Below are 13,235 nucleotides of genomic sequence, written 5' to 3'. Positions count from 1 at the left end.
GAGAGCTTATGTTTGGAAAAGGCGGTCTGGGCAATCTGATGAAACAGGCCCAGCAGATGCAGGAAAAAATGCAGAAAATGCAGGAAGAGATTGCGCAGCTGGAAGTGACCGGCGAATCCGGCGCGGGTCTGGTGAAGGTTACCATCAACGGCGCGCATAACTGCCGCCGCGTGGAAATTGACCCAAGCCTGCTGGAAGATGACAAAGAGATGCTGGAAGATCTGGTCGCTGCGGCCTTCAACGATGCGGCGCGCCGCATTGAAGAGACGCAAAAAGAGAAGATGGCTTCCGTCTCTTCCGGTATGCAACTGCCGCCAGGCTTTAAGATGCCATTCTGATGCAAACCAGTCCGCTGTTAACTCAGCTTATGGAAGCGTTGCGCTGCCTTCCGGGCGTTGGCCCTAAGTCGGCGCAGCGGATGGCGTTTACCCTGTTGCAGCGCGATCGCAGCGGCGGAATGCGCCTGGCGCAGGCGCTGACCCGGGCGATGTCGGAAATCGGCCACTGCGCCGACTGCCGCACCTTTACCGAGCAGGATGTCTGTAATATCTGCTCGAACCCGCGGCGTCAGGAAAACGGCCAGATTTGCGTGGTGGAGAGCCCTGCGGATATCTACGCCATTGAGCAGACCGGGCAATTTTCCGGGCGGTATTTCGTGCTGATGGGCCACCTGTCGCCGCTGGACGGCATCGGGCCGGATGATATCGGTCTCGATCGTCTGGAACAGCGGCTGGCGTCAGAAAAAATCAGTGAGCTGATCCTCGCGACCAACCCGACGGTTGAAGGGGAGGCTACCGCGAACTATATTGCCGAGCTGTGCGCGGAGGCCGGCGTCGAAGCCAGTCGTATCGCCCACGGCGTGCCGGTTGGCGGCGAACTGGAGATGGTCGACGGTACGACGCTGTCCCACTCGCTGGCGGGACGCCATAAGATTATTTTCTGAACAAACGGAGGCGGCATTCGCGGCCTCCGCTTGAAATCACACCCGCTTGTCCCCATCTCACCCTCAACGTATTTTTACCATTAAAAATGGCATTGTTGAGGTCTATCCACATGAAAGGACAAGAAACGCGTGGTTTTCAGTCAGAAGTTAAACAGCTTCTGCACCTGATGATCCATTCTCTTTATTCCAATAAAGAAATCTTCCTGCGTGAACTCATCTCTAACGCCTCAGATGCGGCGGACAAGCTGCGTTTCCGCGCTCTGTCAAACCCGGACCTGTATGAAGGAGATGGCGAGCTGCGTGTGCGCGTCTCTTTCGATAAAGATAAGCGTACGTTGACCATTGCCGATAACGGCGTGGGGATGAATCGTGATGAGGTGATTGACCACTTAGGCACCATTGCCAAGTCCGGCACCAAATCTTTCCTCGAATCAATGGGGTCCGATCAGGCGAAAGATAGCCAGCTCATTGGTCAGTTTGGCGTAGGCTTCTACTCCGCGTTTATTGTGGCCGATAAAGTGACCGTACGTACCCGTGCGGCAGGCGACAAGCCGGAAAATGGCGTGTTCTGGGAATCGGCAGGCGAAGGCGAATACACCGTTGCCGATATCACCAAAAATGACCGTGGTACGGAAATCACCTTACACCTGCGTGAAGGCGAAGATGAATTCCTCGATGACTGGCGCGTACGCTCGATTATCAGCAAATATTCCGATCACATCGCATTGCCGGTAGAGATTGAAAAACGGGAAGAAAAAGACGGCGAAACCGTGATTTCCTGGGAGAAAATCAACAAGGCTCAGGCGTTGTGGACCCGCAACAAGTCGGAAATTAAAGACGACGAGTACAACGAGTTTTACAAGCACATCGCGCATGATTTCACCGATCCGCTGACCTGGAGCCACAACCGCGTGGAAGGTAAGCAGGAGTACACCAGCCTGCTGTATATCCCGTCGCAGGCGCCGTGGGATCTGTGGAACCGCGATCACAAACATGGTCTGAAGCTGTACGTACAGCGCGTGTTCATTATGGACGATGCCGAGCAGTTCATGCCGAACTATCTGCGTTTCGTGCGCGGCCTGATTGATTCTAATGACCTGCCGTTGAACGTCTCCCGTGAAATCCTGCAGGACAGCACGGTAACGCGTAATCTGCGCAGCGCCCTAACCAAACGCGTTCTGCAAATGCTGGAAAAACTGGCGAAAGACGACGCGGAAAAATACCAAACCTTCTGGAAACAGTTTGGTCTGGTGCTGAAAGAAGGCCCGGCGGAAGATCACGCCAACCAGGAAGCGATCGCTAAACTGTTGCGCTTTGCCTCCACCCATACCGACTCTTCCGCCCAGACCGTGTCGCTGGAAGATTACGTCTCCCGGATGAAAGAAGGGCAGGAAAAAATCTACTACATCACCGCAGACAGCTATGCGGCGGCGAAAAACAGCCCGCACCTGGAACTGCTGCGTAAGAAAGGCATCGAAGTGCTGCTGCTCTCCGATCGCATCGACGAGTGGATGATGAACTACCTGACCGAGTTTGACGGTAAAGCATTCCAGTCGGTCGCTAAAGCCGATGAGTCCATCGAAAAACTGGCGGATGAAGTCGACGAAAACGCGAAAGAAGCGGAAAAGGCGCTTGAGCCGTTCGTGGAGCGTGTCAAAACCCTGCTGGGCGATCGCGTGAAAGAGGTGCGTCTGACGCATCGTTTAACCGACACGCCGGCGATTGTCACCACCGATGCGGATGAAATGAGTACCCAGATGGCGAAACTGTTCGCCGCGGCCGGTCAGTCCGTGCCGGAAGTGAAATACATCTTTGAGCTCAACCCGGATCATGTGCTGGTTAAACGCACTGCCGATACCGAGGATGAAGCGCAGTTTAAAGAGTGGGTCGAGCTGCTGCTGGATCAGGCGCTGTTCGCTGAACGCGGTACGCTGGAAGATCCGAACCAGTTTATCCGCCGTATGAACCAGTTGCTGGTGTCCTGATAACGCTCATCTGATTGCCGGATAGCGACGCGAAGCATCTTATCCGGCCTACGGACGGGTACTGTTTTGTGACTGCCGGATGGCGACGTGAAACGTCTTATCCGGCCTACGGACGGGTACTGTTTTGTGACTGCCGGATGGCGACGTGAAACGTCTTATCCGGCCTACGGACGAGTACTGTTTTGTGACTGCCGGTTGGCGACGCGAAGCATCTTATCCGGCCTACGGGCGAGTACTGTTTGTAGGCCGGATAAGCGCCAGCGCCATCCGGCATTTTTTATAATACCTTCTCTTTTCTCGATTTCTCTTCGTTAACCGTTTCAGCATCAGGCGGCTTCCTTGAGCGAAATGCGTGATGGTGGTATCGTTTAGCGCTTTTTAAAAAATATCGACAACCTTTGAGGGGATTTTCGTAATGCGTATTATTCTGCTTGGCGCTCCGGGCGCGGGTAAAGGAACTCAGGCTCAGTTCATCATGGAGAAATATGGTATTCCGCAAATCTCCACTGGCGATATGCTGCGCGCCGCAGTGAAATCAGGCTCCGAGTTGGGCAAACAGGCGAAAGATATCATGGACGCCGGTAAACTGGTGACCGATGAACTGGTGATTGCGCTGGTTAAAGAGCGTATCGCCCAGGAAGACTGCCGTAACGGTTTTCTGCTGGACGGTTTCCCGCGCACGATCCCGCAGGCTGACGCAATGAAAGAAGCGGGTATTGTCGTGGATTACGTGCTGGAATTCGACGTACCGGACGAACTGATCGTTGACCGTATTGTGGGTCGTCGCGTACACGCCGCCTCTGGCCGCGTTTACCACGTTAAGTTTAATCCGCCGAAAGTAGAAGGCAAAGATGACGTCACCGGTGAAGATCTGACGACCCGTAAAGACGATCAGGAAGAGACCGTTCGCAAACGTCTGGTGGAATATCATCAGATGACCGCGCCGCTGATTGGCTACTACCAGAAAGAAGCGGAAGCGGGCAACACCAAATACGCTAAAGTTGACGGTACGCAGGCCGTTGCCGACGTGCGCGCAGCGCTGGAAAAAATCCTCGGTTAATTTTTTCGCGTAGTGAACCGCTTATCAGGCCTGCCATTATCCCGCAAGCCTGATAAGCGTAGCGCCATCAGGCAATCGGTGCCGGATGGCGGCCTGAACGCCTTATCCGGCCTGCTGGTATCGTTAGCGCCATTCGGCGAATTCTCGTCTTACCTCTCGCAGCAATTAGTTCTTCTTTATCACTTTTCCGCTACAATTATCAACAATTTGAATAGATAAGAGGCGGCAATGCGTCAGACGAAAACCGGTATCCTGCTGGCTAACCTTGGCACGCCAGATGCCCCAACTCCCGAAGCGGTAAAGCGCTACCTGAAACAATTTTTAAGCGACAGACGCGTGGTGGATACTCCTCGTCTGCTGTGGTGGCCGCTGCTGCGTGGCGTTATTTTACCGCTGCGTTCGCCGCGCGTCGCGAAACTCTATCAATCTATCTGGATGGATGGCGGTTCGCCGCTCATGGTATATAGCCGCGAACAGCAACAGGCGCTGGCCGCGCGGTTGCCAGACACGCCCGTCGCGCTGGGGATGAGCTACGGCTCGCCCTCGCTGGAAAGCGCTGTCGATGAACTGTTAGCAAGCGACGTCGACCATATCGTCGTGCTGCCGTTGTACCCGCAATACTCTTGCTCAACGGTGGGCGCAGTCTGGGATGAACTGGGGCGGATACTGGCGCGTAAACGTCGTATTCCCGGTATCTCATTTATTCGCGATTACGCGGATGACGGCGCTTATATCGATGCGCTGGCGAAAAGCGCGCGTGAGTCGTTCGCCAGACACGGCGAGCCGGATGTGCTTCTGCTCTCTTATCACGGCATTCCACAACGTTATGCGGATGAAGGCGATGACTACCCGCAGCGCTGTCGCGATACCACGCGCGAACTGGTTTCCGCATTGGGACTGCCGCCGGAAAAGGTAATGATGACGTTCCAGTCGCGCTTTGGCCGTGAACCGTGGCTGACGCCGTACACCGATGAAACGCTAAAAATGTTGGGTGAAAAGGGGACGGGCCATATTCAGGTCATGTGTCCGGGGTTTGCCGCGGATTGTCTGGAGACGCTGGAAGAGATAGCGGAACAGAACCGCGAGATTTTCCTTGAAGCGGGCGGTAAAAAATATGCGTACATTCCGGCGCTGAACGCGACGCCGGAACATATTGATATGATGCTGAAACTCACGGCGCCGTACCGTTAACGCGGCGTCTTCATCCTCGCCATAAAGAATCGCGCGCCGTCCTGCAAGGCATCGTCGGCGATTGTCATCATTCGCGAATAGTGCAGGAAGGCGTGCAGCGTGCCGGGATACATTTTGTATTCGCAGGGCTGCTGGTGCGCCTGTAATGTCTGGTGCAGCAAGCGGCTGTCATCAATGAGCGGATCAAACTCCGCGCTGGCAATAAAGCAGGGCGGCACATCGCGCGTGAGATCGTTATTAAACAGACAATACCAGGGCGATTCCCGATCGTCTTCGTTACGCAGATAGGCCTTTTCGTACATGTCCAGATCTTCACGCGTCAGGCCGTCCCACGCGCCGCCGAACAGACGGCGGCTTACCGAATCCTGCAACCCATACAGCCCATACCACAACAGAATCGCGATAACGTTACCGCAGCGAATGTGCTTATCACGTAGCCAGAGCGCGCTGGCAAGCGCCAGCATGGCGCCTGCGGAATCTCCGGCGAAACCGATTTTCTCCACGTTGAGCGAGTATTCATCGGCATGTTGAGAGAAGTAGCTGCATATCGCGACGGTTTCTTCAATGGCCTGTGGATAACGCGCTTGCGGCGACAGCGAATAATCAATACCGATCACGGTGCAGCCGGTATAACGCGCCAGCAGACGCATTATCCGGTCATGCGTATCCAGGTTACCGAGGATAAATCCGCCGCCGTGCAGATAGTATAAGGTGGCCTGGCTGGTCGGCTGCGGCGAGTAGAGCCGGGTTGTTACATCGCCATAAGGCGTAGGGACGACGCAGGTGCGGGTGGTCATGGACGGCGCGTCGGCATTCCAGAAACGGCGCTCAAGAAGATAATACTGACGCTGGGTCTCAATATCGCCATCGGCAGGCCAGGGGGGAAGGCCTGGTTGCTGGAAGTTTACGACGGCTGTCATTTCGTCTGACAGTCGGGTGAGTACGGGAATTTTATTTTCCGGCTTCATAAAACGCTCCTTGTGAAAGTGAACCATTGTAAAAAACGCGGCTGGAGAAACTGCGATCTCGTCGTCCGATATTGAAACGCCATCGTCCGTCGCGCGCAGCAGGGGGAATGTGCTACCATGCAGCGCTCCGTTATTCATCCGTAAGCACAATCATGAAATTTCCCGGTAAACGTAAATCCAAACACTATTTTCCCGTCAATGCGCGTGACCCGTTGTTGCAACAAATTCAGCCAGAACAGGAAACCAACGCCTCCTGGGTCGTCGGTATCGACCAGACGTTGGTGGATATTGAGGCGAAAGTGGATGACGATTTTATTACACGCTATGGATTAAGCGCCGGGCATTCTCTGGTGATAGAAGACGAGGTGGCGGAGAAGCTGTATCAGGAACTGACGCGGGAAAATCTGATCACCCATCAGTTTGCTGGCGGCACTATAGGCAATACGATGCATAATTACTCGGTACTGGCGGATGACCGTTCGGTGTTACTGGGCGTGATGTGCAGCAACATTGAGATTGGCAGCTACGCTTATCGCTACCTGTGTAATACTTCCAGCCGTACCGACCTGAATTATCTGCAAGCGGTAGATGGCCCGATTGGCCGCTGTTTCACGCTGATTGGCGAATCCGGCGAGCGTACCTTCGCTATCAGCCCCGGCCATATGAATCAGTTACGGGCGGAAAGTATTCCGGAAGCGGTGATCGCTGGCGCTTCCGCGCTGGTGTTGACCTCATATCTGGTGCGCTGTAAGCCTGGCGAACCGATGCCTGACGCGACGATGAAAGCGATCGAATACGCGAAAAAGCATAACGTGCCGGTTGTCATGACGCTGGGCACCAAATTTGTGATCGCCGATAATCCGCAGTGGTGGCAGGCGTTTCTCAAAGAGAATGTCTCGATTCTGGCAATGAATGAAGAAGAAGCGGAAGCGCTGACCGGCGAAAACGACCCGCTGCTGGCGGCGGATAAGGCGCTGGACTGGGTCGACCTGGTGTTATGCACCGCCGGGCCGATAGGGTTATATATGGCGGGCTTCACCGAAGAGGAAGCAAAACGTAAAACCCAGCATCCGCTGCTACCGGGAGCTATTGCTGAATTTAACCAGTATGAATTTAGCCGGGCAATGCGCCATAAAGATTGTATTAATCCGCTGCGCGTTTATTCGCATATTGCGCCGTATATGGGCGGGCCGGAAAAAATCATGAACACCAACGGCGCGGGCGATGGCGCGCTGGCGGCGCTGCTGCACGATATTACGGCGAACAGTTACCATCGTAGCAACGTACCGAACTCCAGTAAGCACAAATTTACCTGGCTGACCTATTCGTCGCTGGCGCAGGTGTGTAAATATGCTAACCGTGTCAGTTATCAGGTACTGAACCAGCATTCTCCGCGTCTGACACGCGGGCTGCCGGAACGTGAGGACAGCCTGGAAGAGTCGTACTGGGATCGCTAATCTGGCTTGCCCGATGGCGCTGCGCGCATCGGGCCGTCCGGAAAACCCTTAACTGGCGACGACTTCACCCGCGGGCGGCGTTTCAAGCAGTTCCAACATCGCCCGGGCAATTTCTCGCTCGCCCATCACTACCTGATTGGCTCCCCGCTCGGTAATATATTTCACTTCATCATCATAGTGTGCGCGGGCGATTATCTCGATATCAGGACTTTTTTCCCGCGCTGAGGCGACAATCTCACCGGCTTCGTAACCGTTGGGGATGGTCAATAACAGCCAGCGGGCGCAGTCCAGATGCGCCAGATTCATGATTTCTTCGTTAGCGGCGTTGCCCAGCACGGCGCGAATCCCGCGTTCGCGCAGTTCATCCACGCGGGTACGGGACGTTTCGATAACCACCAGCGGAATCCCCGCCGCCAGTAATTTTTCTCCCAGCAGACTGCCTACGCGGCCAAAACCCACCAGCAGGGCATGATTACAGATATCCACCGGAATTTGCTTCTCTTCTTCGATAGCCTCTTCCAGAGTTTGCTCTTCCAGCGTTTCGGTTTTCGCCAGATACTTCTCCAGCAGGGTAAACAGTACGGGATTAAGCATAATCGACAAAATAGCACCTGCCAGCACCAGGTTCTGTCCCGCTTGCGGCAGCAGGTTGAGCGCCATGCCGAGTCCGGCGAGAATAAAGGCGAACTCGCCGATTTGCGCCAGGCTGGCGGCAATGGTCAGCGCGGTTCGCGGCGAGTGGCCGAACATACGCACCAGGAAAAACGCAGCGATCGATTTGCCAAAGACGATAATGGCAAGCGTCGCCAGCACCGCCAGCGGCTGTTGGATCAAGACTAACGGATCGAACAACATGCCGACGGAAACAAAAAACAGGACGGCAAAGGCGTCGCGCAGCGGCAACGTATCGTGCGCCGCCCGGTGACTCAGCTCCGACTCATTAAGCACCATTCCAGCGAAGAACGCGCCCAGCGCAAAAGAGACGTCAAACAGTTCTACCGCGCCAAACGCAATGCCTAACGCCAGCGCCAGTACGGAAAGGGTAAACAATTCGCGCGAGCCGGTGGCGGCGCTGCGAGCCATAATCCACGGCACCAGGCGGCGTCCGACCAGCATCATGATGGCGATAAACGCCACCACTTTACCAATGGTTATCCCCATATCGACTGTTAGCGAGGCTATGCCGACATCGCCTTTTTCCACCATGCCGGCAACGGCGGGCAGCAAGACCAGCGTCAGCACCATCACCAGATCTTCGACAATCAGCCAGCCGATGGCGATTTGCCCGCGCTGGCTATCAAGGAGTTGCCGCTCCTCAAGCGCGCGCAGCAGGACGACGGTACTGGCGGTAGACAGACAGAGCCCAAAAACGATGCCGGTCATTAATGACCATCCCAGCACGGCGGAAAGCGCCATACCCAGCAGCGTCGCCACCGCTATCTGAGCGACAGCGCCGGGAATGGCGATAGACTTTACCGCCATCAAATCCTTCAGCGAAAAATGCAGCCCGACGCCGAACATCAATAGAATCACGCCGAGCTCCGCCAGCTCCGGCGCCAGTTTGGTATCCGCAACAAAACCAGGGGTAAAAGGTCCCGCCAGAACGCCCGCTAACAGATATCCCACCAGTGGAGAAATACGCAATTTGTTGGCAATCATGCCGAGAATAAAAGCGAGCACAAGGCCGCCGACAATGGTGGTGATAAGCGGGGTAGCGTGATGCATTCCGTCTCCTTTGGTTGCTGGACTCCAAAACTCCGGGTAATAGTTTATGACAATTTCAATCAGGATGTTTATAAAAAATGGTTGTGTTTTATAAAAAGATACGATCTGAAGGCAAAAAGAGCACGGAACGTAAAAGTGATAAGTATGGGATGGACAAAGCAAGATGGCATCAGGATGTACAGGCGGTTAAAGCGTACCTTTAACCGCCATAAAATCATGCTTTATGTCGATTATCAGGTAAGAATATGGTCAGTATCCCCAGAAGCGGCAGGAAAGCACAGATTTTATAAACTAAATAGATACTGGTATGGTCGGCAATCAGCCCCAGCACCGCTGCGCCCAGGCCTCCCATCCCGAAGGCAAACCCGAAAAACAGGCCGGAAACCATACCGATGCGTCCTGGCAGCAACTCCTGGGCATACACCAGAATGGCGGAAAACGCCGACGCGAGAATAAAGCCGATAATCACCGTTAAAATCCCCGTCCAGTACAGCGTGGCGTAGGGTAAAACAAGGGTAAACGGCGCGACGCCGAGAATAGAGCCCCAAATCACATATTTCCTGCCGATTTTATCGCCCACCGGCCCGCCGATTACCGTCCCGGCAGCCACCGCAAACAGGAAGGCAAACAGATGGAGCTGCGCGTTTTGTATTGATAATCCGAATTTTTGCATCAGATAAAAGGTGTAGTAGCTACTGATGCTCGCCATATAAAAATATTTCGAGAAAATGAGTAGCAATAACACGCTGACCGCCAGCACGACTTTATTGCGCGGCAGCGGGTTAGCGGTTATCGCTTTTGGCTTGCCTTTCGCTATCCGGTGCTGGGCTGCATACCAGCGGCTGATCTGCGCCAGCACCACGATCGCCAGCAGCGCAGCCAGCACAAACCAGGCGACATTCCCTTTGCCATAGGGCGCGATAATCACGGCGGCCAGCAGCGGGCCCAATGAACTGCCGAAGTTACCGCCGACCTGGAAGATAGACTGCGCCAGACCATGACGTCCGCCGGAGGCCATGCGCGCCACGCGGGACGATTCCGGGTGAAAAACGGACGAGCCGGTACCCACCAGCGCCGCAGCGAGCAATACGCCGCCAAAATTTCCCGCCATTGCCAGCAGTACCAGCCCGCTCAGGGTAAAACACATGCCGACAGGCAGCGACCACGGCATGGGATATTTATCCGTCCAGTAGCCGACGACCGGTTGCAGCAGCGATGAGGCGAGCTGGAACGTCAGGGTGATCAAACCTATCTGGACGAAAGTCAGCGAAAACTCTGCCTGCAACAGGGGATAAATGGCTAAGATTAGCGACTGGATCATATCGTTCAGCAGATGGGAAAGACTGATCGCGCCCAAAATACCAAACGAAGTACGTGCTTTAGCGGCCGCTGCGGGCGCGCCGGCTAACGGCTGGGTTGGTTCACTCATGGCCATAGAAAGTCACTTAAATTTTATGCGATGTTGGAGATAGTAGGATGTGTAATTATTACTTGCCTAACATACCTGTGAAATGTGTTTGAAGGAAGTCTCAATTCTGAAAACATATTTGTCTATTATTGCAAGGAAAGGTAATTTCTGCGGTTGATATTGAGTCAGGGAGAGAAAGATGAAATTTTTGAAACGGGGTGTGGCGCTGGCGTTACTGGCGGCGTTCGCGCTGACGACTCAGCCTGCACAGGCTTACGAAAAAGATAAAACCTATAAAATTACTATCCTGCATACCAACGATCACCACGGTCACTTCTGGCGCAGCGAATATGGCGAATATGGTCTGGCAGCGCAAAAAACGCTGGTGGACAGTATCCGTAAAGAGGTGGCGCAAGAGGGGGGAAGCGTCCTGTTGTTATCCGGCGGCGACATTAATACCGGAGTGCCGGAATCCGATCTCCAGGATGCGGAGCCCGATTTCCGCGGGATGAATCTGATTGGCTACGACGCTATGGCCGTCGGTAATCATGAATTTGATAACCCGCTCACCGTATTGCGCCAGCAGGAAAAGTGGGCGAAGTTTCCCTTTCTTTCCGCCAATATTTATCAAAAAAGTACCGGCGAGCGTCTGTTTAAGCCGTGGGCTATTTTTACACGCCAGGATATAAAAATCGCGGTAATCGGCTTAACCACCGATGACACGGCGAAAATAGGCAACCCGGAATATTTCACCGATATTGAGTTTCGTAAACCTGCTGAAGAAGCAAAGGTGGTGATTCAGGAACTTAATATGAATGAAAAACCGGACGTGATTATCGCGACCACGCATATGGGACATTATGACAACGGCGATCACGGTTCGAACGCGCCGGGCGACGTTGAGATGGCGCGTAGCCTGCCTGCCGGTTCGTTGGCGATGATTGTGGGCGGTCACTCACAAGACCCGGTATGCATGGCGTCGGAAAATAAAAAACAGGTGAATTACGTACCGGGAACGCCCTGCGCGCCGGATAAGCAAAATGGCATCTGGATCGTGCAGGCGCATGAGTGGGGTAAATATGTGGGCCGTGCGGATTTCGAATTCCGTAACGGCGAGATGAAAATGGTTAACTACCAGCTTATTCCGGTAAATCTCAAGAAAAAAGTGACCTGGGATAACGGGAAAAGCGAGCGTGTACTTTACACGCCGGAAATCGCCGAAAATCCGCAAATGCTCTCGTTATTAACGCCGTTCCAGAATAAAGGTAAAGCGCAACTGGAGGTGAAAATTGGTAGCGTGAATGGCCTTCTTGAAGGCGATCGCAGTAAGGTCAGATTTGTCCAGACCAATATGGGACGGGTGATTCTGGCTGCGCAGATCGCGCGCACCGGCGCCGATTTTGGCGTGATGAGCGGCGGCGGTATTCGCGACTCGATTGAGGCGGGAGATATTACCTATAAAAGCGTGCTCAAGGTACAGCCGTTCGGCAACATTGTGGTGTATGCCGATATGAGCGGCAAAGAGGTGGTTGATTATCTCACCGCCGTAGCACAGATGAAACCGGACTCCGGCGCCTATCCACAGTTCGCCAATGTGAGCTTTGTCGCCAAAGAGGGCAAGCTCACCGATCTGAAAATCAAAGGCGAGCCTGTTGATCCGGCTAAAACCTATCGCATGGCGACGCTGAGTTTCAACGCCACGGGCGGCGATGGTTATCCGCGCATCGATAACAAACCGGGATACGTGAATACCGGGTTTATTGACGCGGAAGTGCTGAAAGAGTTTATTCAGCAGAATTCACCGCTGGATGCGGCGGCGTTTACGCCAAATGGCGAGGTGAGCTGGCTGTAGCGGTACGGATAGCCATCACTGCCTGATGGCGCGCAGCCTAAGGCCTACGGATTATGTCTGCTGTAGGCCGGATAAGGCGTTTGCGCCGCTATCCGGCAATGTATTTTACGCAGGCTTAATCCCGACGCGCGATATCAGCGAATTTAGCACCCAGTATGGCGGCCAAATCGTCAGCCGCCAGTTCAATATCCAGCCCGCGTTTACCACCGGAAACATAAATAGTGGCAAACGTGCGGGCAGGCGCGTCAATCAGCGTGGGCAGCCGTTTCTTCTGTCCCAGCGGACTGATCCCGCCGACCAGATATCCCGTGGTGCGTTGCGCCACCATCGGGTCGGCCATATCGACCTTTTTCGCGCCCAGAGCTTTGGCGACTTTTTTCAAATCCAGCTGTCCGGCTACAGGCGTCACGGCGACGGCCAGTTGCTTCATATCGCCATTCACGGCGACCAAAAGCGTTTTATACACCTGATCGGCGTTTAGCCCGAGCTTACGCACCACTTCATCGCCAAAGTTAGTTTCATTCGGATCGTGATCGTAGGTGTGAATGTTAAACGGAATCTTATTCTTTTCGAGTAACTTAACTGCGGGTGTCATAACGTTCCTTCTTACTACAGACGTGATTTGCCATCAGCATACGCCCGAAAG

The 13,235-nt window shown here is 54.2% G+C and carries 11 protein-coding genes; 7 read left to right on the top strand and 4 right to left on the bottom strand.

Annotated elements, in window-relative coordinates:
• Positions 1–8: 8 nt before the first annotated feature.
• From J4617_RS17520 to hemH, 5 genes are all read left to right on the top strand, one after another.
• Positions 9–338, top strand: a complete 330-nt coding sequence (locus J4617_RS17520; RefSeq protein ID WP_000467098.1) for a YbaB/EbfC family nucleoid-associated protein — start codon at positions 9–11, stop codon at positions 336–338.
• The gene (recR, locus tag J4617_RS17515; RefSeq protein WP_001195023.1) at positions 338–943 is read left to right on the top strand and encodes a recombination mediator RecR; all 606 of its coding nucleotides are present in this window, start codon (positions 338–340) and stop codon (positions 941–943) included. Before J4617_RS17520 ends, recR begins: the two co-directional genes overlap by 1 nt.
• 110 nt (positions 944–1,053) lie before the next feature.
• Entirely contained in the window at positions 1,054–2,928 is a 1,875-nt protein-coding gene (gene htpG / locus J4617_RS17510; RefSeq protein WP_001523272.1) for a molecular chaperone HtpG, read from the top strand.
• Positions 2,929–3,343: 415 nt separating this feature from the next.
• Positions 3,344–3,988: an adenylate kinase gene (gene adk, locus J4617_RS17505; RefSeq protein ID WP_001220237.1), complete on the top strand. Its 645-nt coding sequence runs from the start codon at positions 3,344–3,346 to the stop codon at positions 3,986–3,988.
• A gap of 228 nt (positions 3,989–4,216) precedes the next feature.
• Entirely contained in the window at positions 4,217–5,179 is a 963-nt protein-coding gene (gene hemH, locus J4617_RS17500; protein WP_001250078.1) for a ferrochelatase, read from the top strand.
• Here the strand turns inward: hemH and aes are convergent.
• Positions 5,176–6,147, bottom strand: coding sequence for an acetyl esterase (aes, locus tag J4617_RS17495; protein ID WP_023356623.1), 972 nt, complete (start codon positions 6,145–6,147; stop codon positions 5,176–5,178). The genes hemH and aes overlap by 4 nt on opposite strands.
• A gap of 152 nt (positions 6,148–6,299) precedes the next feature.
• Between aes and gsk the strand changes: the two genes are divergently transcribed.
• Complete coding sequence (gsk, locus tag J4617_RS17490; RefSeq protein WP_000671592.1) at positions 6,300–7,604, top strand: inosine/guanosine kinase; 1,305 nt, start codon at positions 6,300–6,302, stop codon at positions 7,602–7,604.
• 48 nt (positions 7,605–7,652) lie between these two features.
• Here gsk and ybaL read toward each other — a convergent pair whose 3' ends face one another.
• Both ybaL and J4617_RS17480 read right to left on the bottom strand, forming a co-directional pair.
• Positions 7,653–9,329, bottom strand: a complete 1,677-nt coding sequence (ybaL, locus tag J4617_RS17485; protein WP_000546209.1) for a YbaL family putative K(+) efflux transporter — start codon at positions 9,327–9,329, stop codon at positions 7,653–7,655.
• A gap of 214 nt (positions 9,330–9,543) precedes the next feature.
• Entirely contained in the window at positions 9,544–10,764 is a 1,221-nt protein-coding gene (locus tag J4617_RS17480; RefSeq protein WP_017465370.1) for an MFS transporter, read from the bottom strand.
• 172 nt (positions 10,765–10,936) lie between these two features.
• Between J4617_RS17480 and ushA the strand changes: the two genes are divergently transcribed.
• Entirely contained in the window at positions 10,937–12,589 is a 1,653-nt protein-coding gene (gene ushA / locus J4617_RS17475; protein WP_000670399.1) for a bifunctional UDP-sugar hydrolase/5'-nucleotidase UshA, read from the top strand.
• 115 nt (positions 12,590–12,704) lie between these two features.
• Here ushA and ybaK read toward each other — a convergent pair whose 3' ends face one another.
• Positions 12,705–13,184 (bottom strand): Cys-tRNA(Pro)/Cys-tRNA(Cys) deacylase YbaK, encoded by a 480-nt coding sequence (ybaK, locus tag J4617_RS17470; RefSeq protein ID WP_000186618.1) that lies wholly within the window; start codon positions 13,182–13,184, stop codon positions 12,705–12,707.
• Positions 13,185–13,235: the final 51 nt, after the last annotated feature.

The organism is Salmonella sp. 32010601201800023SM, from assembly GCF_017572235.1.
Classification (GTDB): Bacteria; Pseudomonadota; Gammaproteobacteria; order Enterobacterales; family Enterobacteriaceae; genus Salmonella; species Salmonella enterica.
The sequence above is the reverse complement of the archived record's forward strand: the minus strand, read 5'-3'. Positions and strand labels throughout refer to the sequence as shown.

What these genes read in the sequence shown, in the direction of transcription:
- J4617_RS17520 (WP_000467098.1), top strand. Translation starts at nt 9, where the DNA reads ATGTTTGGAAAAGGCGGTCTGGGCAATCTGATGAAACAGGCCCAGCAG.
- recR (WP_001195023.1), top strand. Translation starts at nt 338, where the DNA reads ATGCAAACCAGTCCGCTGTTAACTCAGCTTATGGAAGCGTTGCGCTGC.
- htpG (WP_001523272.1), top strand. Translation starts at nt 1,054, where the DNA reads ATGAAAGGACAAGAAACGCGTGGTTTTCAGTCAGAAGTTAAACAGCTT.
- adk (WP_001220237.1), top strand. Translation starts at nt 3,344, where the DNA reads ATGCGTATTATTCTGCTTGGCGCTCCGGGCGCGGGTAAAGGAACTCAG.
- hemH (WP_001250078.1), top strand. Translation starts at nt 4,217, where the DNA reads ATGCGTCAGACGAAAACCGGTATCCTGCTGGCTAACCTTGGCACGCCA.
- aes (WP_023356623.1), bottom strand. Translation starts at nt 6,147, where the DNA reads ATGAAGCCGGAAAATAAAATTCCCGTACTCACCCGACTGTCAGACGAA.
- gsk (WP_000671592.1), top strand. Translation starts at nt 6,300, where the DNA reads ATGAAATTTCCCGGTAAACGTAAATCCAAACACTATTTTCCCGTCAAT.
- ybaL (WP_000546209.1), bottom strand. Translation starts at nt 9,329, where the DNA reads ATGCATCACGCTACCCCGCTTATCACCACCATTGTCGGCGGCCTTGTG.
- J4617_RS17480 (WP_017465370.1), bottom strand. Translation starts at nt 10,764, where the DNA reads ATGGCCATGAGTGAACCAACCCAGCCGTTAGCCGGCGCGCCCGCAGCG.
- ushA (WP_000670399.1), top strand. Translation starts at nt 10,937, where the DNA reads ATGAAATTTTTGAAACGGGGTGTGGCGCTGGCGTTACTGGCGGCGTTC.
- ybaK (WP_000186618.1), bottom strand. Translation starts at nt 13,184, where the DNA reads ATGACACCCGCAGTTAAGTTACTCGAAAAGAATAAGATTCCGTTTAAC.